General features: G+C 74.1%; 13 protein-coding genes. 7 read left to right on the forward strand and 6 right to left on the reverse strand.

Annotation, left to right across the window (positions count from 1 at the left end):
* The first annotated feature begins 15 nt into the window (after window positions 1–15).
* From ACPPVO_RS12025 to ACPPVO_RS12040, 4 genes are all read left to right on the forward strand, one after another.
* Window positions 16–780 carry a DnaJ C-terminal domain-containing protein gene (locus ACPPVO_RS12025; RefSeq protein WP_426511276.1) on the forward strand — a complete coding sequence of 255 codons (765 nt, stop codon included), beginning with the start codon at window positions 16–18 and terminating at the stop codon, window positions 778–780.
* Between the two features lie 15 nt (window positions 781–795).
* Window positions 796–1371 carry an HdeD family acid-resistance protein gene (locus ACPPVO_RS12030; RefSeq protein ID WP_426511277.1) on the forward strand — a complete coding sequence of 192 codons (576 nt, stop codon included), beginning with the start codon at window positions 796–798 and terminating at the stop codon, window positions 1369–1371.
* A 33-nt stretch (window positions 1372–1404) separates the two neighbouring features.
* Window positions 1405–1884, forward strand: coding sequence for a hypothetical protein (locus tag ACPPVO_RS12035; protein ID WP_426511278.1), 480 nt, complete (start codon window positions 1405–1407; stop codon window positions 1882–1884).
* A 117-nt stretch (window positions 1885–2001) separates the two neighbouring features.
* Window positions 2002–2670 carry a hypothetical protein gene (locus ACPPVO_RS12040; protein WP_426511279.1) on the forward strand — a complete coding sequence of 223 codons (669 nt, stop codon included), beginning with the start codon at window positions 2002–2004 and terminating at the stop codon, window positions 2668–2670.
* A gap of 49 nt (window positions 2671–2719) precedes the next feature.
* On the opposite strand, the gene ACPPVO_RS12045 is transcribed toward ACPPVO_RS12040, so the two are convergent.
* Window positions 2720–2893 carry a hypothetical protein gene (locus tag ACPPVO_RS12045; protein ID WP_426511280.1) on the reverse strand — a complete coding sequence of 58 codons (174 nt, stop codon included), beginning with the start codon at window positions 2891–2893 and terminating at the stop codon, window positions 2720–2722.
* A 66-nt stretch (window positions 2894–2959) separates the two neighbouring features.
* Between ACPPVO_RS12045 and ACPPVO_RS12050 the strand changes: the two genes are divergently transcribed.
* Window positions 2960–4000 carry a hypothetical protein gene (locus tag ACPPVO_RS12050; RefSeq protein ID WP_426511281.1) on the forward strand — a complete coding sequence of 347 codons (1041 nt, stop codon included), beginning with the start codon at window positions 2960–2962 and terminating at the stop codon, window positions 3998–4000.
* Here ACPPVO_RS12050 and ACPPVO_RS12055 read toward each other — a convergent pair.
* From ACPPVO_RS12055 to aceB, 4 genes are read right to left on the reverse strand one after another with little or no spacing between them, the layout of a single operon-like run.
* Window positions 3977–5161, reverse strand: coding sequence for a (Fe-S)-binding protein (locus ACPPVO_RS12055; RefSeq protein WP_426511282.1), 1185 nt, complete (start codon window positions 5159–5161; stop codon window positions 3977–3979). The two genes, ACPPVO_RS12050 and ACPPVO_RS12055, sit on opposite strands and share 24 nt — an antisense overlap.
* Window positions 5161–6354: an FAD-binding oxidoreductase gene (locus tag ACPPVO_RS12060; protein WP_426511283.1), complete on the reverse strand. Its 1194-nt coding sequence runs from the start codon at window positions 6352–6354 to the stop codon at window positions 5161–5163. Before ACPPVO_RS12060 ends, ACPPVO_RS12055 begins: the two co-directional genes overlap by 1 nt.
* A 2-nt stretch (window positions 6355–6356) precedes the next feature.
* A complete protein-coding gene (locus ACPPVO_RS12065) occupies window positions 6357–7811 on the reverse strand; it encodes an FAD-linked oxidase C-terminal domain-containing protein (protein WP_426511284.1) in 1455 nt (484 codons plus the stop codon).
* Window positions 7808–9367 (reverse strand): malate synthase A, encoded by a 1560-nt coding sequence (aceB, locus tag ACPPVO_RS12070; RefSeq protein WP_426511285.1) that lies wholly within the window; start codon window positions 9365–9367, stop codon window positions 7808–7810. The genes ACPPVO_RS12065 and aceB overlap by 4 nt, the downstream gene beginning before the upstream one ends.
* Before the next feature lie 494 nt (window positions 9368–9861).
* Between aceB and ACPPVO_RS12075 the strand changes: the two genes are divergently transcribed.
* The gene (locus tag ACPPVO_RS12075) at window positions 9862–10473 is read left to right on the forward strand and encodes an FKBP-type peptidyl-prolyl cis-trans isomerase (RefSeq protein WP_426511286.1); all 612 of its coding nucleotides are present in this window, start codon (window positions 9862–9864) and stop codon (window positions 10471–10473) included.
* 149 nt (window positions 10474–10622) lie between these two features.
* On the forward strand, window positions 10623–11423 hold the full coding sequence (locus ACPPVO_RS12080) for an SDR family NAD(P)-dependent oxidoreductase (protein WP_426511287.1): 801 nt from the start codon (window positions 10623–10625) through the stop codon (window positions 11421–11423).
* Here ACPPVO_RS12080 and ACPPVO_RS12085 read toward each other — a convergent pair.
* Window positions 11397–12599 (reverse strand): hypothetical protein, encoded by a 1203-nt coding sequence (locus ACPPVO_RS12085; protein ID WP_426511288.1) that lies wholly within the window; start codon window positions 12597–12599, stop codon window positions 11397–11399. The genes ACPPVO_RS12080 and ACPPVO_RS12085 overlap by 27 nt on opposite strands.
* Between the last annotated feature and the right edge of the window lie 16 nt (window positions 12600–12615).

Raw genomic sequence — 12615 nt, forward strand, 5'->3', positions numbered from 1 at the left:
GCGGGGACGGCCGCCATGGCCGCCGCGGTCCGCGATCCGTACGAGGTGCTCGGCGTGCCCCGGGGCGCGGGGCGGGAGGAGATCCAGCGCGCGTATCGGCGCCTGGCCCGCCGCCACCACCCCGACGTCAGCACCGAGCCGGGCGCGGAGGAGCGGTTCAAGGAGATCAGCGTCGCGTACCGCGCGCTCCTCAGCCGGGCGCGGCGGCCCGCCGACCTCTCGGGCGGGCTGTTCCGCAACGCCCGCGGGGCCGACCTGCGGGCCGAGGTCACCGTCGGCGTCGACGTCGCCTACATCGGCGGGCGGCGGCGGGTGACCGTCGACGGGCCGGCCGGGCGGCCGCGGCAGTACGACGTGCACGTCCCGGCCGGGGTGGCCGACGGCGAGCGGCTGCGGCTGCCCGGCCGCGGCGAGCCCGGCGTCCGCGGCGGGGTCGCGGGCGATCTGCTGCTCGAGGTACACCTGGCGCCCCATCCCCGCCTCAAGGTCGCCGGCCGCGACGTCCGGGTCGCGGTGCCCATCAGCCCGTGGGAGGCGGCGCTCGGCGCCGCGGTGCCGGTGGGCCTGCCCGGCGGCGACGTGCGGCTGGACGTGCCGTCCGGGTCGTCGTCGGGGCGGCGCGTGCGCCTGCCCGGGCACGGGCTGCCCAACCCCCGCGGCGCGGCCGGGGACCTCTTCGCGGAACTGCGCATCGTCGTGCCGGAACGGCTCACCCCCGGCGAGCGCGCCCTGTTCGACTCGCTGGCCCGCGAGTCGCCGTTCGACCCTCGCCATGGTTAGAAGGGAAGGGATCACATGCTCAAACGGGAAGCCTGGCTGCTGGGCATCCGCGGCGTACTCGCCGTCCTGTTCGGCATCCTCGCGGTGATCTGGCCCGGCGTGACGGTGATCGCGCTGGCGCTGCTGTTCGGCATCTTCGCCGTCGTCACCGGCATCGAGCAGCTCGTGCACGCGATCCGCCCGGCGCCCGGGCCGTCGAACCCGATCACCGGGTTCGCCGACGGCACCGGCCCGCGGGTGGCCCGCGGCGTGGCCGGGTTCGTCGGGCTGGTCATCGGCGTCATGGCGATCGCCTGGCCCGGGGTCACCGCCGTGGCGCTCGCGATCCTGGTCGGCATCTGGGCGGTGTTCACGGGCCTGGCCGACCTCTGGCTCGCGACCCGCCAGCACGGCGGCTGGCCGCTGGCCCTCATCGGCGCCCTGGCGATCGTGGCCGGCCTGTTCATCATGGTCCGCCCGTCCGCGGGGGCGCTCGCCATCGCGTGGGCGATCGGGGTGTACGCGATCGTGAGCGGCGTGCTGCTGCTCGTGGCCGCGTACCAGCTGGTGCACCAGGGCTCCGGCCGGGGGCGCATGGCCGCCGCGCATTGACGGCCGGCGTGGGGCCTCTGCGAAGATGCGACCGTGGAGGCCTCACGGAAGGCGGCGCGCGTCCTGCTGCTCGCGGCCGGGTTCGCGGCGCTCTTCGGGGGACTGGCCGGCGTCGTGGCGTGGGGGAGCATCGCGGCGGCGTACGAGCTGGCCTACGGCGACGGCGGCGCCACCCGCGGGCACACCGCCGTGCTCGTCGGGGTCGGGCTCGCCGTGGCCGCGGCCGGGTGCTGCCTCTATGCGGCCGACCGGCTGCGCTTCGGCCGGCGCGGCCCCGCCTGGATCACGTGCGCGCTGCTCGTCGCCGGGCTCGCCCCGGCCGTGTTCGGCGGCGGCACGATCCTCGCGCCCCGGATCGCCGGCGCCGGCGCCGGCTCGATGGAGATCGGGGCGGACGTCGCCGCGCTCGCGCCCCGGTGGTACGTGCCCGTGACGGCCGGGCTCGCCGTGTTCGCGATGTGCGCCGCGATCCTGGTGGCCATGTTGATCGCGGTGCCGCAGCGGGAGTCGTGAGCGACCCGCCTTGTCTTTTGCCCGGCGGGTGCACGCCGGAAGTCGTGCGAACTGTCGACCGCGTCACAGCCGGTCCGGGGGCGATAAGTGTCGCGGCCTCGTTGTAGCCTGCACTTCATGACGCAGCCACCGTATGGAAGTCCCAATCCGTATGGGCAGCCGGATCCGTACGGACAGCCGTCACCGTACGGCCAGCAGCCCCAGCCGTACGGGCAGCAGCCCGTGCCGTACGGGCAGCAGCCGGTGCCCTACGGCCAGCCCGACCCGTACGCCCAGCCCGCCCTCCCGCCGCCCATGTCCGCGCCGCCGGCGTCGGGCGTGCCGGCCTCGGGCCAGCCCTACGGCACCGCCTACCAGCTGCCGCCGGTCTCGGGCGCCCCGGCCTCGGGCGGCGCCTACGACCCGTACGGCCAGGCCGCCTACGCGCAGCCCGCGTACGGCCAGCCCGCGGGCTACCCGGTCGCCGTGCAGGCCTACGACCCGCTGACCGGCCAGCCCTACTCCGACAAGAGCAAGCTCGTCGCGGGCCTGCTCCAGCTGCTGCCGGGCCTGATCTTCGCGGTCGGCGGCATCGGCCGGCTCTACGCGGGCAACATCGCGCTCGGCGTCACCCAGCTCGTGCTGAGCTTCGTCGTCGGCTGGGTCGCCTTCATCTGCGGGTTCTTCCTGTTCCTGGTCCCGTGGGTGATCACCGGCGGCCTGTGGCTGTGGTTCATCATCGACGGCATCATGATGCTCGCCGGTCGCCCCGTCGACGGCCAGGGCCGCCCGCTGCGCCCGAACTGATCGGCCATCCGCCGGGGCCCGCCGCGCCGGGGGCCCCGGCGTTGCCGTGTCATCGGGGCCGGCGGCGGTGCAGCAGGATGTCCGACGGGCCGAAGAAGCGGTGCCCGATCACGCACCGCACGTGTACGTGCTCGACCGGACCGTCCGTGCTCGGCAGGCGCCCGCCCTCGCGGCGGGTCGCGGGCAGCCCGCACTCGGGGCAGTCCACCAGGTTCGTCTCCATGCCCGCGCTCACGCACCGCGGGCCCTCGGCGGCCCGGGTCAGTCCTCGATCCGATACCGTCCCGTCGTGGTCATCGAGCAACTTCTGTGTCACCCCCGGCTGCCCCTCATCGCGGGCGTGGAGCCGGAAGGGCCGGCGGTACACGTCTGGGACGGCGAGCTGCGTGAGCTCGCGACCCTCGGGGAGGGCGCCCGCTCGCCGGTCTGGCACCCGGAGGAGCCGCGGCTGCTCGTGGCCACCGACGCCGGCGTCAGGTCCTGGAGCCCCGGCGGCGGGATCGAGCCGGTGCTGGAGCACCCCTACCGCGCGATCGGGCTCGGCCCCGGCGGGCGGACGCTGCTGGCGCGGCCCTCGGCGGCCAAGGGCGAGGGCCACGACCTCGCCGACGTCATCGACCTCGGCGACGGCACCCGGGGCGACGGCCCGGACTGGGACACCGGCGTCGTCGTGCACCCCGCGGGCGGGCTCTTCGCGACGCTGCGCAGCGACCAGGGCGCGACCCTCGTCGTCTTCGGGCGCACCGACGGGGCGCGGGTGCGCCTGCTGCGCCGGGCCCTGATCATCGAGGTCGACGGGTACACGGCGCCGCTGTTCAGCCCGGACGGGCGGTACTTCGCCGTGCGCGGCAACGCCTACGCGCACACGCTTTACGTGTACGAGTTCCCGTCCCTGCGCCGCGTGCTGCAGACCGTGCTGGGCCGGTGGGACGAGGGCTGGTCGCGGCACAACGTCGCCTTCGCGCCCGACCTGTTCGTCGGCACCCCGTCCGGCCTCGACTCCCGCTGCACCGGGCCGGTGACCGCGCTCGCGGCCACGGCCACCGGGGAGATCGTCGTCGCCGGGGCCGGCGGCGAGCTGGTACTCCTCCCGGCCACGCAGGCCCCGCCGGCCGCGGGCCCGGAGACCGTGCGCGCGTTCCTGGCGTCCACCGAGGACGTGCCCGAGGACGCCGAGCTCGAGGAGGAGTTCGAGCTGACCGACGGCGAGCGCACGTGGGGGCCGGGGGACCTGGAGACAGTGCTGGAGGCGGGCGAGCAGGACCCGGCCTGGCTGCAGATCCAGGCGCGGATGAACGCCCTGCGCTCAGGGGCGGACGCCGCGGATTGAGGCGTCGAGGACCTCGGCCGTGTGGGCCAGGCGGATGGTGGTGCCGGCCCGCTGTACCGCCGCCGCAATCTGCATCAGGCAGCCCGGGTTCGCGGTGACCAGCAGCGACGCGCCCGTCGCGAGCACGTCGCTCGCCTTGCGGTCGCCCAGCTCCGCGGCCGGCCCCGGGTTCAGCACATTCCAGATCCCGGCCGAGCCGCAGCAGATCTCGGCGTCCGCGATCTCGCGCAGCTCCAGGCCCGGGATGGCCCGCAGCAGCGCCCGCGGCTGGGCCCGCACGCCCTGCGCGTGGCCCAGGTGGCAGGCGTCGTGGTACGCCGCGGTCACCGGCACCGGGAGCCGGGGCGCGACCGGGCCCAGCTCGACCAGGAACTCCGACAGGTCCCGGGTCCGCGCGGCCAGCGGCCCGGACTCCTTCAGCGCCGAGCCGCACCCGGCCGCGTTCACGACCAGCGCGTCGACGCCGGCGAACGCGCGCTCGAGGCCCGCGGCGAAGCGATCCGCCTCCTGGGCCCGGCCGCTGTGCCGGCTCAGCGCGCCGCAGCAGCCCTGCTCGGGCGGAATGACGACCTCGCAGCCCTCCGCGGCCAGCACCCGGGCCGTGGCGGCGTTGACGCCGGGGAAGAACGCCTGCTGGACGCAGCCGGTGAGCATGCCGACGCGGGCGCGGCGGCGCCCGAGCGCGGGGACGACGGCCGGGAGCCGGGCGGTGCGGACGCCCGGCGGGGCCAGGTCGAGCAGCGTGCGCAGGGTGGCCGGGAGGCGGTCGCGGAAGGGGGTGCCGATCATGCGGTACCCCCGCAGCGGCGCCTTCGCCAGAGCGAGCCGGCGGCGGTAGGGGAACAGCGCGAACACGGCCGCGCGCAGGGCCCGGCCGGCGGGCGGGCGCACCTGCTCGACCATCGCCCGGGTCTCGGTGATCAGCTCGTCGTAGCGCACGCCGGACGGGCACGCGGTCACGCACGCCATGCAGCCGAGGCACGCGTCGAAGTGGCCGGCCATCGCGGGCGTCAGCGGCTCGCCCTCGCTCTGCTGCAGCATCAGCTGGATCCGCCCGCGCGGCGAGTCCATCTCCTCGCCCCACAGCACGTACGTCGGGCACGTCGGCAGGCAGAACCCGCAGTGCACGCAGTCGTCGATGAGCTCGCGCCGGTCCGCCATCAGATGCCTCCGACGAAGCGGCCGGGCGCGAGCGTGCCCGCGGGGTCGAACTGCTCCTTGACCCGGCGCATGAGGTCGAGGCCGTCGACGTGGCCCCAGACGTCGACCCGCGCGCGTACCGGCGGCGGGGCGGTCAGCACCACGCAGTGCCCGGCCCCGGCCCGGGTGGCCGCGCGCAGGTCGCTTATCACCCCGGCCACGACGCCGGGGTCGGTACGGCCGGGCAGGCCCGCGTAGAGCACGCCGGTGCCGGCCGAGCCGCGCACGCGCAGCGGCACGTCGTGCAGGCGCGCGGTGACGCCGGCCGCGGTGAGCAGGTACGGCACCCGGGACAGCGCGCAGGTGAGCTTGATCCCGACGTCGCCGGTCGCCCACGGGTAGGCGCCCCAGGACGGCGGCGGCGACTCGCCCTGCTCGGTGTCGTCGCCGAGGAGCTTCTCCAGGTCGGCGGCGCGCCGCTCGACGCCCGCCGGCACCCCCTCGACCAGCGCGGTCACCGTGAGCGGCCCGTCCCCGGCGGTCATGTCGACCTCCAGCGCGCTCGGCACCACCTGCGCGGCGAGCACGGAGGCCACCGCCCGGCCGGCGTCGTCGGGGCCGTCCGCGCGGGCCGAGACGTAGCGGGCCGCGGCCGGCAGCGGGTGCAGGCGGAAGGCGCACTCGGTGATGACGCCGAGGGTGCCGTACGAGCCGGCGACGAGCTTGCCGAGGTCGTACCCGGCGACGTTCTTGACGACCTTGCCCCCGGCCCGGGCCACGACCCCGTCGGCGCGCACCACGGTGACCCCGATGAGCAGGTCGCGGACGGTGCCGTAGAGCATGCGGCGCGGCCCGGACGCGTTTACCGCGACGGTGCCGCCGACCGTCGCGCCCGGCAGCGGCTCGTCCAGGGCCAGCTGCTGCCCGGAAGGGCGCAGCGCCTCCTGCAGCTCGCGCAGCGGCGTTCCCGCGCGCACGATCGCCACGAGGTCGCCGGCCGCGTGCTCGACGAGCCCGCAGATCCCGCGCATCGCCACGATCAGGTCGAGCCGCTGCGGCGGCAGTGCCCAGTCCTGCCGCGTGCCGGCCCCGCGCACCACGAGCGCGAGCCCGTCGGCGGCGGCGCCGCGCACGACCTCGGCCACCTCGGCGGTCGAGGCGGGCTCGGCGACCGCCGCCGCGGGCACCCCCGCGATCCCATCGACGACCGTCATCGTCAGAACACCTCCACGCCCGCGTCGTGCCAGGGATTGGGACCCTTGTGCCGCCCGGGCACCTCGCCGCACAGCCGCGGGGTCGGGAACAGCTTGCCCGGATTGGCCAGGCCCCGCGGGTCGAACGCGCACCGCAGCAGCTGCATGGTGTCGAGGTCGGCTTCGGTGTACATCCGCGGAAGGTACTTCGCCTTGTCCACGCCCACGCCGTGCTCGCCGGTGATCGACCCGCCGTGCTCCACGCAGATGTCGAGGATCGCCCCCGACACCGTCTCGGCCCGCTCGGCCTGCCCCTCCACCGCCTCGTCGAAGAGCACGAGCGGGTGCAGGTTGCCGTCGCCGGCGTGGAAGACGTTCGCGACCCGCACGCCGTGCTCCCGCGCGAGCTCGCCGATGCGCGTGAGCACCTGCGGCAGCGCGGTGCGGGGGATGACCCCGTCCTGCACGATGTAGTCGGGGGAGATGCGCCCGACCGCGGCGAACGCGGACTTGCGGCCCTTCCAGAACAGCGCCCGCTCGGCGTCGTCGGCGGCGATGCGGATCTCGAAGGCGCCGTGCGCGCGGCAGAACCCCTCGACGGCGGCGAACTGGGCCTCGACCTCGGCCGCGGGCCCGTCGAGCTCGACGATGAGCACCGCGCCCGCCCCGCCCGGGTAGCCGCAGTGCACCGCGGCCTCGGCCGCCTCGATCGCGAGCGCGTCCATCATCTCCACGGCCGCGGGTACCACCCCGGCCGCGATGATCGCCGAGGTCGCCGCGCCCGCCTCGTCGGGGCCGGCGAACGCCGCCAGCAGGGTGCGCACGGTCTCCGGCAGACGCACCAGCCGTACCGTCACCTCGGTCGCGATCCCGAGCGTCCCCTCGGAGCCGACGAACGCCCCGAGCAGGTCGTAGCCGGGCGCGTCGGGGGCCCGCCCGCCCAGCCGCACCAGGTCACCGTCGGGCGTCACGATCTGCACGCCGGTCACGTGGTTGGCCGTGAAGCCGTACTTCAGGCAGTGCGCCCCGCCGGAGTTCTCCGCCACGTTGCCGCCGATCGAGCAGATCTGCTGGCTGGACGGGTCGGGGGCGTAGTAGTACCCGTGCGGCCCGGCCGCCTTGGAGACCTGCAGGTTGATCACGCCGGGCTCGAGCACGGCCCGCTCGTCCTGCGGCGCGACCTCGCGGATGGCGCGCAGCTGGGAGGTGACGATCAGGGCGCCGTCGGCGTGGGGGAGCGCGCCGCCGGACAGGCCGGTGCCGGAGCCGCGGGCCACGAACGGCGTTCTGTGTTCGACGCAGGCCCGGACCACGGCGGCGCACTCCTCGGCGGTGCGGGGCAGCAGCACGATGCCGGGCACGACCCGGTAGTGCGCCAGGCCGTCGCACTCGTACGTCCGCAGCCGGGCCCGATCCGTGATGATCTGGTCCGGGCTGAGGACGCTGCTGACGGCGGCGGCGAGCGCTGCGACGCTCATGGCATCCGTTCGTACGCCGGAATCGTCAGGAAGTCCACAAATTCGTCGGCCACGGCCACCTCCATGAACAAATCATGCGCGGCGGACAGGTCGCCGCCCAGCTTGGCCAGCTCCTCGCTGGCCAAGCGCTCGACCAGTTCGCGGGTCACCTTCTCCCCGGTGTCGTCGAGCTCGACGCCGTTGTGCAGCCACTGCCACACCTGCGAGCGCGAGATCTCGGCGGTCGCGGCGTCCTCCATCAGGTTGTTGATCGCGACCGCGCCGCTGCCGCGCAGCCACGCGTCGAGGTACTGCACGCCGACGCTCACCGCCCCGCGCAGCCCGGCCTCGGTGCGGCGCCCGGGCGTGGCCGCGACGTTGAGCAGATCGGCCGCGGCGACGTCGACGTCCTCGCGGAGCCGCTCCAGCTGGTTCGGGCGGTCGCGCAGGACGCCGTCGAAGATCTCCCGGCAGAGCGGGACGAGATCGGGGTGCGCGACCCATGAGCCGTCGAAGCCGTCGCCGGCCTCGCGGGTCTTGTCCGCGGAAACTTTCTCGAACGCGGCCTGGTTCACGGCCGCGTCGCGACGGCTCGGGATGAACGCCGCCATGCCGCCGATCGCGTGGGCGCCGCGTTTGTGACAGGTGCGCACGAGCAGCTCCGTGTACGCGCGCATGAAGGGCACCGTCATCGTCACCGAGTTGCGGTCGGGCAGCAGGAAGTCGCGGCCGCGGGTGCGGAACTTCTTGATGACGCTGAACATGTAGTCCCAGCGGCCGGCGTTGAGCCCGGCCGAGTGCTCGCGCAGCTCGTACAGGATCTCCTCCATCTCGAACGCGGCCGGGAAGGTCTCGATGAGCACGGTGGCGCGGATCGTGCCAATCGGGCGGCCGAAGCGCTCCTCGGCGAAGGCGAAGACCTCGTTCCAGAGCCGGGCCTCGAGGTGCGACTCCATCTTGGGCAGGTAGAAGTACGGCCGGGTGGCCAGGTGGTTGTGGAAGAAGTACAGGCCGAAGTCGGTAAGCGAGCCCGAGGTCCGCTGCCCGTCGACCAGGATGTGCTTCTCGGGCAGGTGCCAGCCGCGCGGTCGCACCACGATGGTCGGCCGGGGGCCGTCCGTCAGCCGGTACGCCTTGCCCTCCGGCGACGTGTACGCCAGCGTGCCGGCCACCGCGTCACGCAGGTTGAGCTGGCCCTGGACGACGTTCTCCCACAGCGGCGTGTTCGCGTCCTCGTGGTCGGCCAGCCACACCCGCGCCCCGGAGTTGAGCGCGTTGATGCTCATTTTCGCGTCGGTCGGCCCGGTGATCTCGACCCGGCGGTCCTCCAGGCCCGGTGCCGGTTCGGCCACGCGCCAATCGCCCTCGCGCACGTCGCTCGTCTCGGGCAGGAAACCCAGCGTGCCGCCGTCCTGCAGCACGGCCTCGCGCTCCTTGCGCAGGGCCAGCAGTTGCAGCCGGCGCGCGTCGAAGCGGCGATGCAATTCTGCCAGGAAACTCAGAGCCTCTTCGGTGAGGATCTCGGCGAAGCGTTCGCCGAGCGGTCCGGTAATCTCGACGCCCGTAGCGTTGCCCATACGACCGACCTTAGGCCATACCACGGCCCTACCCCGGTGCGTGCCGCGAGGCGTGTGGTATGGGAAGCTCTGCCGAACGAAACTCAGGTCCGTCTGTGTGCGGGGCCGTCCACCAGGGGAGTCGACGAATCGTGAGCGATCGGGGCAGGAACCGCCGCCCGGCAAGGTCGACCAAGGCCACCCCGCCGAAAGCGGTCGAGCCGGAGGAGTCGACCGTCGAGGATCCGGATTCGGACTCGACGATCGCCGATGAGTCGGCTTCGACTTCGGTCGATGCCGTTGACGCTTCGTCCGCGGACGCTTCGGCTGATTCGGACGATTCGGTTGCGTCGGATGACTCGGATTCTTCGGAATCTTCGGAATCTTCGGATTCGTCCGACAAATCGGACTCGGCGGATGAGTCCGACTCGGAGGCCGACGAAGATGAGGAGAAGCCGGCCAAGAAGAGGGGCCCGGCGCCTCTGACGAGGGCCGAGAAGCGCGCCGCCGCCCGTGTGGCCGCGGCCCGGGCCGCCCGCCGCCGCCGCGTCGGCCAGGCCATCGCCGGCACCGTGATCGTCCTGCTGGCCATCGGCGGCGCGTTCGCCGGCGTGTGGTACTTCGGCGACCGCGCCGAGCAGCAGAAGACCGAGTGCAAGAAGCCGGCCCAGAGTTCGTACCCGCCGTTGCTCGGCGGCTTCGACAAGCGCCTCGCCGACGAGCCCAAGACCGAGCCGGGCACCGAGCAGAGCGTCGGCGTGCGCGAGGTCAAGACCCTGATCCAGGGCAAGTGCAAGACCGTCAAGCCCGGCGACACCGTCGTGGTCAACTACGTCGGCCTGACGTACAAGGACGGCAAGGTCTTCGACTCGTCCTGGCAGCACAAGCAGACCTTCCCGGTGCAGGTCGGCATGCTGGAGCAGGGCCAGCAGGCGCAGGTCATCGAGGGCTGGGACCGGGGACTGGTGGGCCTGAAGGTCGGCAGCCGGGTCATCCTCGACATCCCGGTCAAGGAGGCCTACAACAACGCCGAGGGCTACCCGCAGGGCGACCTGCGCTTCTACGTCGACATCCTGGACATCCAGGCCGCGGACAGCACGGGCGGCTTGCAGGTCCCGGGCAACTAGCGACTTCGGCACAACAGCAGGGCGGCCTCGTGCCGCCCTGCTGTGTTTTCGCGGTTTCGCGCTCGGTCCCCGACATATCGCCCGGCGAGGTATAAATCCGAAATGTCGCGGCGCGGCAGCGCCCGACATTTCGTGCCAGGCTTTCCCCCATGAGCGAAGTTCTTCTCACCGGCGCCACCTCCGGGCTCGGCCGCTGGCTCGCCCCCAGACTCGGACAGGCCGGGCTCACCGTCCTGCTGCACGGGCGCGATCCCGACAAGGTCGAGCGCGGCGTGGCCGAGGTCGAGGCGGCCGGCGGCAAGGCGGAAGGGTTCGTCGCCGATCTCGCGTCGCTCGCCGCGGTCGACCGGCTCGCGCGCCAGGTCGGGGACCGGGCGCTCACGCACCTCGTCAACAACGCCGGGGTCGGGTTCGGGGAGCGGGGCGGCGCGCGCGAGGTCTCCGCCGACGGGTACGAGCTGCGCTGGGCCGTCAACCTGCTCGCCCCGGTGCGGCTCACCCGCGCGCTGCTGCCCACGCTGCGGCGTAACGCGCCCGCGCGGGTCGTCAACGTCGGGTCGCTCGGGCAGGAGCCGATCGACTTCGGGGATCTGCAGCAGGAGCGGCGGTACGACGGGGTGCGCGCGTACCGGCGCAGCAAGCTCGCGCTCGCCGCGTGGACGTTCGACCTCGCCGCGGAGCTCGACGGCACCGGGGTCACCGCCAACTGCCTGCACCCGGCCACGTTCATGGACACCGAGATGGTGCGGGAGTACGGCCAGACGCCCTTCTCCACCGTCGACGAGGGCGGCGCGGCGACGCTGCGGCTCATTCTGGACGAGACGCGCTCCGGGCTCTTCTTCGACGGCCAGCGCGTCGCCGAGCCGCACCCGGACGCCGAGGACCCGGCCGTGCGCGCCCGGCTCCGTGCGGTGCTCGAAGGCTCAGGGCCGCGTGGCGACCTTGCGTAGCCGCTCGACGACGCCGGGGTGGGGCCACTCGCGCAGGCGGTAGCGCTCCGGCTCCAGGTCCGGCTCCGGCTCCAGGTCGACCTCGCGGGCCACGGCGTCCCACGCCACGAAGAACGTGTCGGCGCCGCCGGACGGGAACGCCACGTAGTCGGCCCGGGGCAGCAGCGTGTCGACGCCCTCGGCCCAGCTCGCCACCGTGAAGACCGCCCCGTCCGGGCGCTGCGCGGTGGTGCACGCGGCCACGAAGGCGTCGGACTCGAGGTGGGCGGCCTGGGCGGCATACTCCGACGCCGCAATGATCACTTCGGTGCGGTGCGTGATGGTGTACATCGGGTGCTCCGCCGGCACCAGGAAGGGCACGACGGCGCCGGTCCCGTCGACCGTCAGCGCCACCGGGGAGATCGGGCGGGCCGCGTCCCGGTACTCCTGCTCGACGAGCTCGAACACCTTGCCCAGGCTCTCCGGGGTGTCCTCGGCGCCCCGCCCGACCAGCAGCATCCCGGTCGTGTCGGCGACGAACGCGAGCGGGCGCCCGCCGAGCCGGGCCTGCTGGGCGGCCAGCCAGCCGTCGACGAACAGGTGCGAGGCCCAGTACGCGTCGCCGTCCTCGACCATCCGGATCAGCGTGCGCGGGCCGGGCGCGTCGGACACCTCGTCGCCGACCTTCGCGATCGCCGCCATGTTGCGCCGGGCCCGGTCGAAGACGGCGTTCTCGGTGACGCCCCACTCGTGGGCCTGCTTCTCCGTCACGTACATCACCGAGGTCGGCTGGTCGACGACCACGAACTCGGCCAGGTAGGCCCACGCCGGCCGGCGCAGGGGCCGCGGCGCGGAGGCGGGCATCCCGGTGCCGAACGTGACCGTGCGCAGCAGGGGCCGCAGCAGCGGGGCGACCTCCTCCCAGCTGGTCGGGGCGCCCGGGTTGAAGATCACGGCGCTGAGGAACGACGCGATGCGCTCGCGGCGCTCGGCCCGGTCGGCGCGCTCGCACTCGCGGAAGATGTTGCCCAGGTAGGCGATGGCCGGCTGGGCCTGGGTCGAGTCCCGGCGGACCTCGATCGCGAACTGGTCGGGCAGGTACCGCGCCGATGCCACCCCGGCATCGCGCATCGCGGTCACCACGCGGCGGGCGAAGCGCTCCTGCGGCGTGCCGCGGAGCCGGTCGAGCATCCCCATGTGGCCGTAGGGTACC

Source organism: Dactylosporangium sp. McL0621, assembly GCF_049995355.1.
GTDB lineage: Bacteria > Actinomycetota > Actinomycetes > Mycobacteriales > Micromonosporaceae > Dactylosporangium.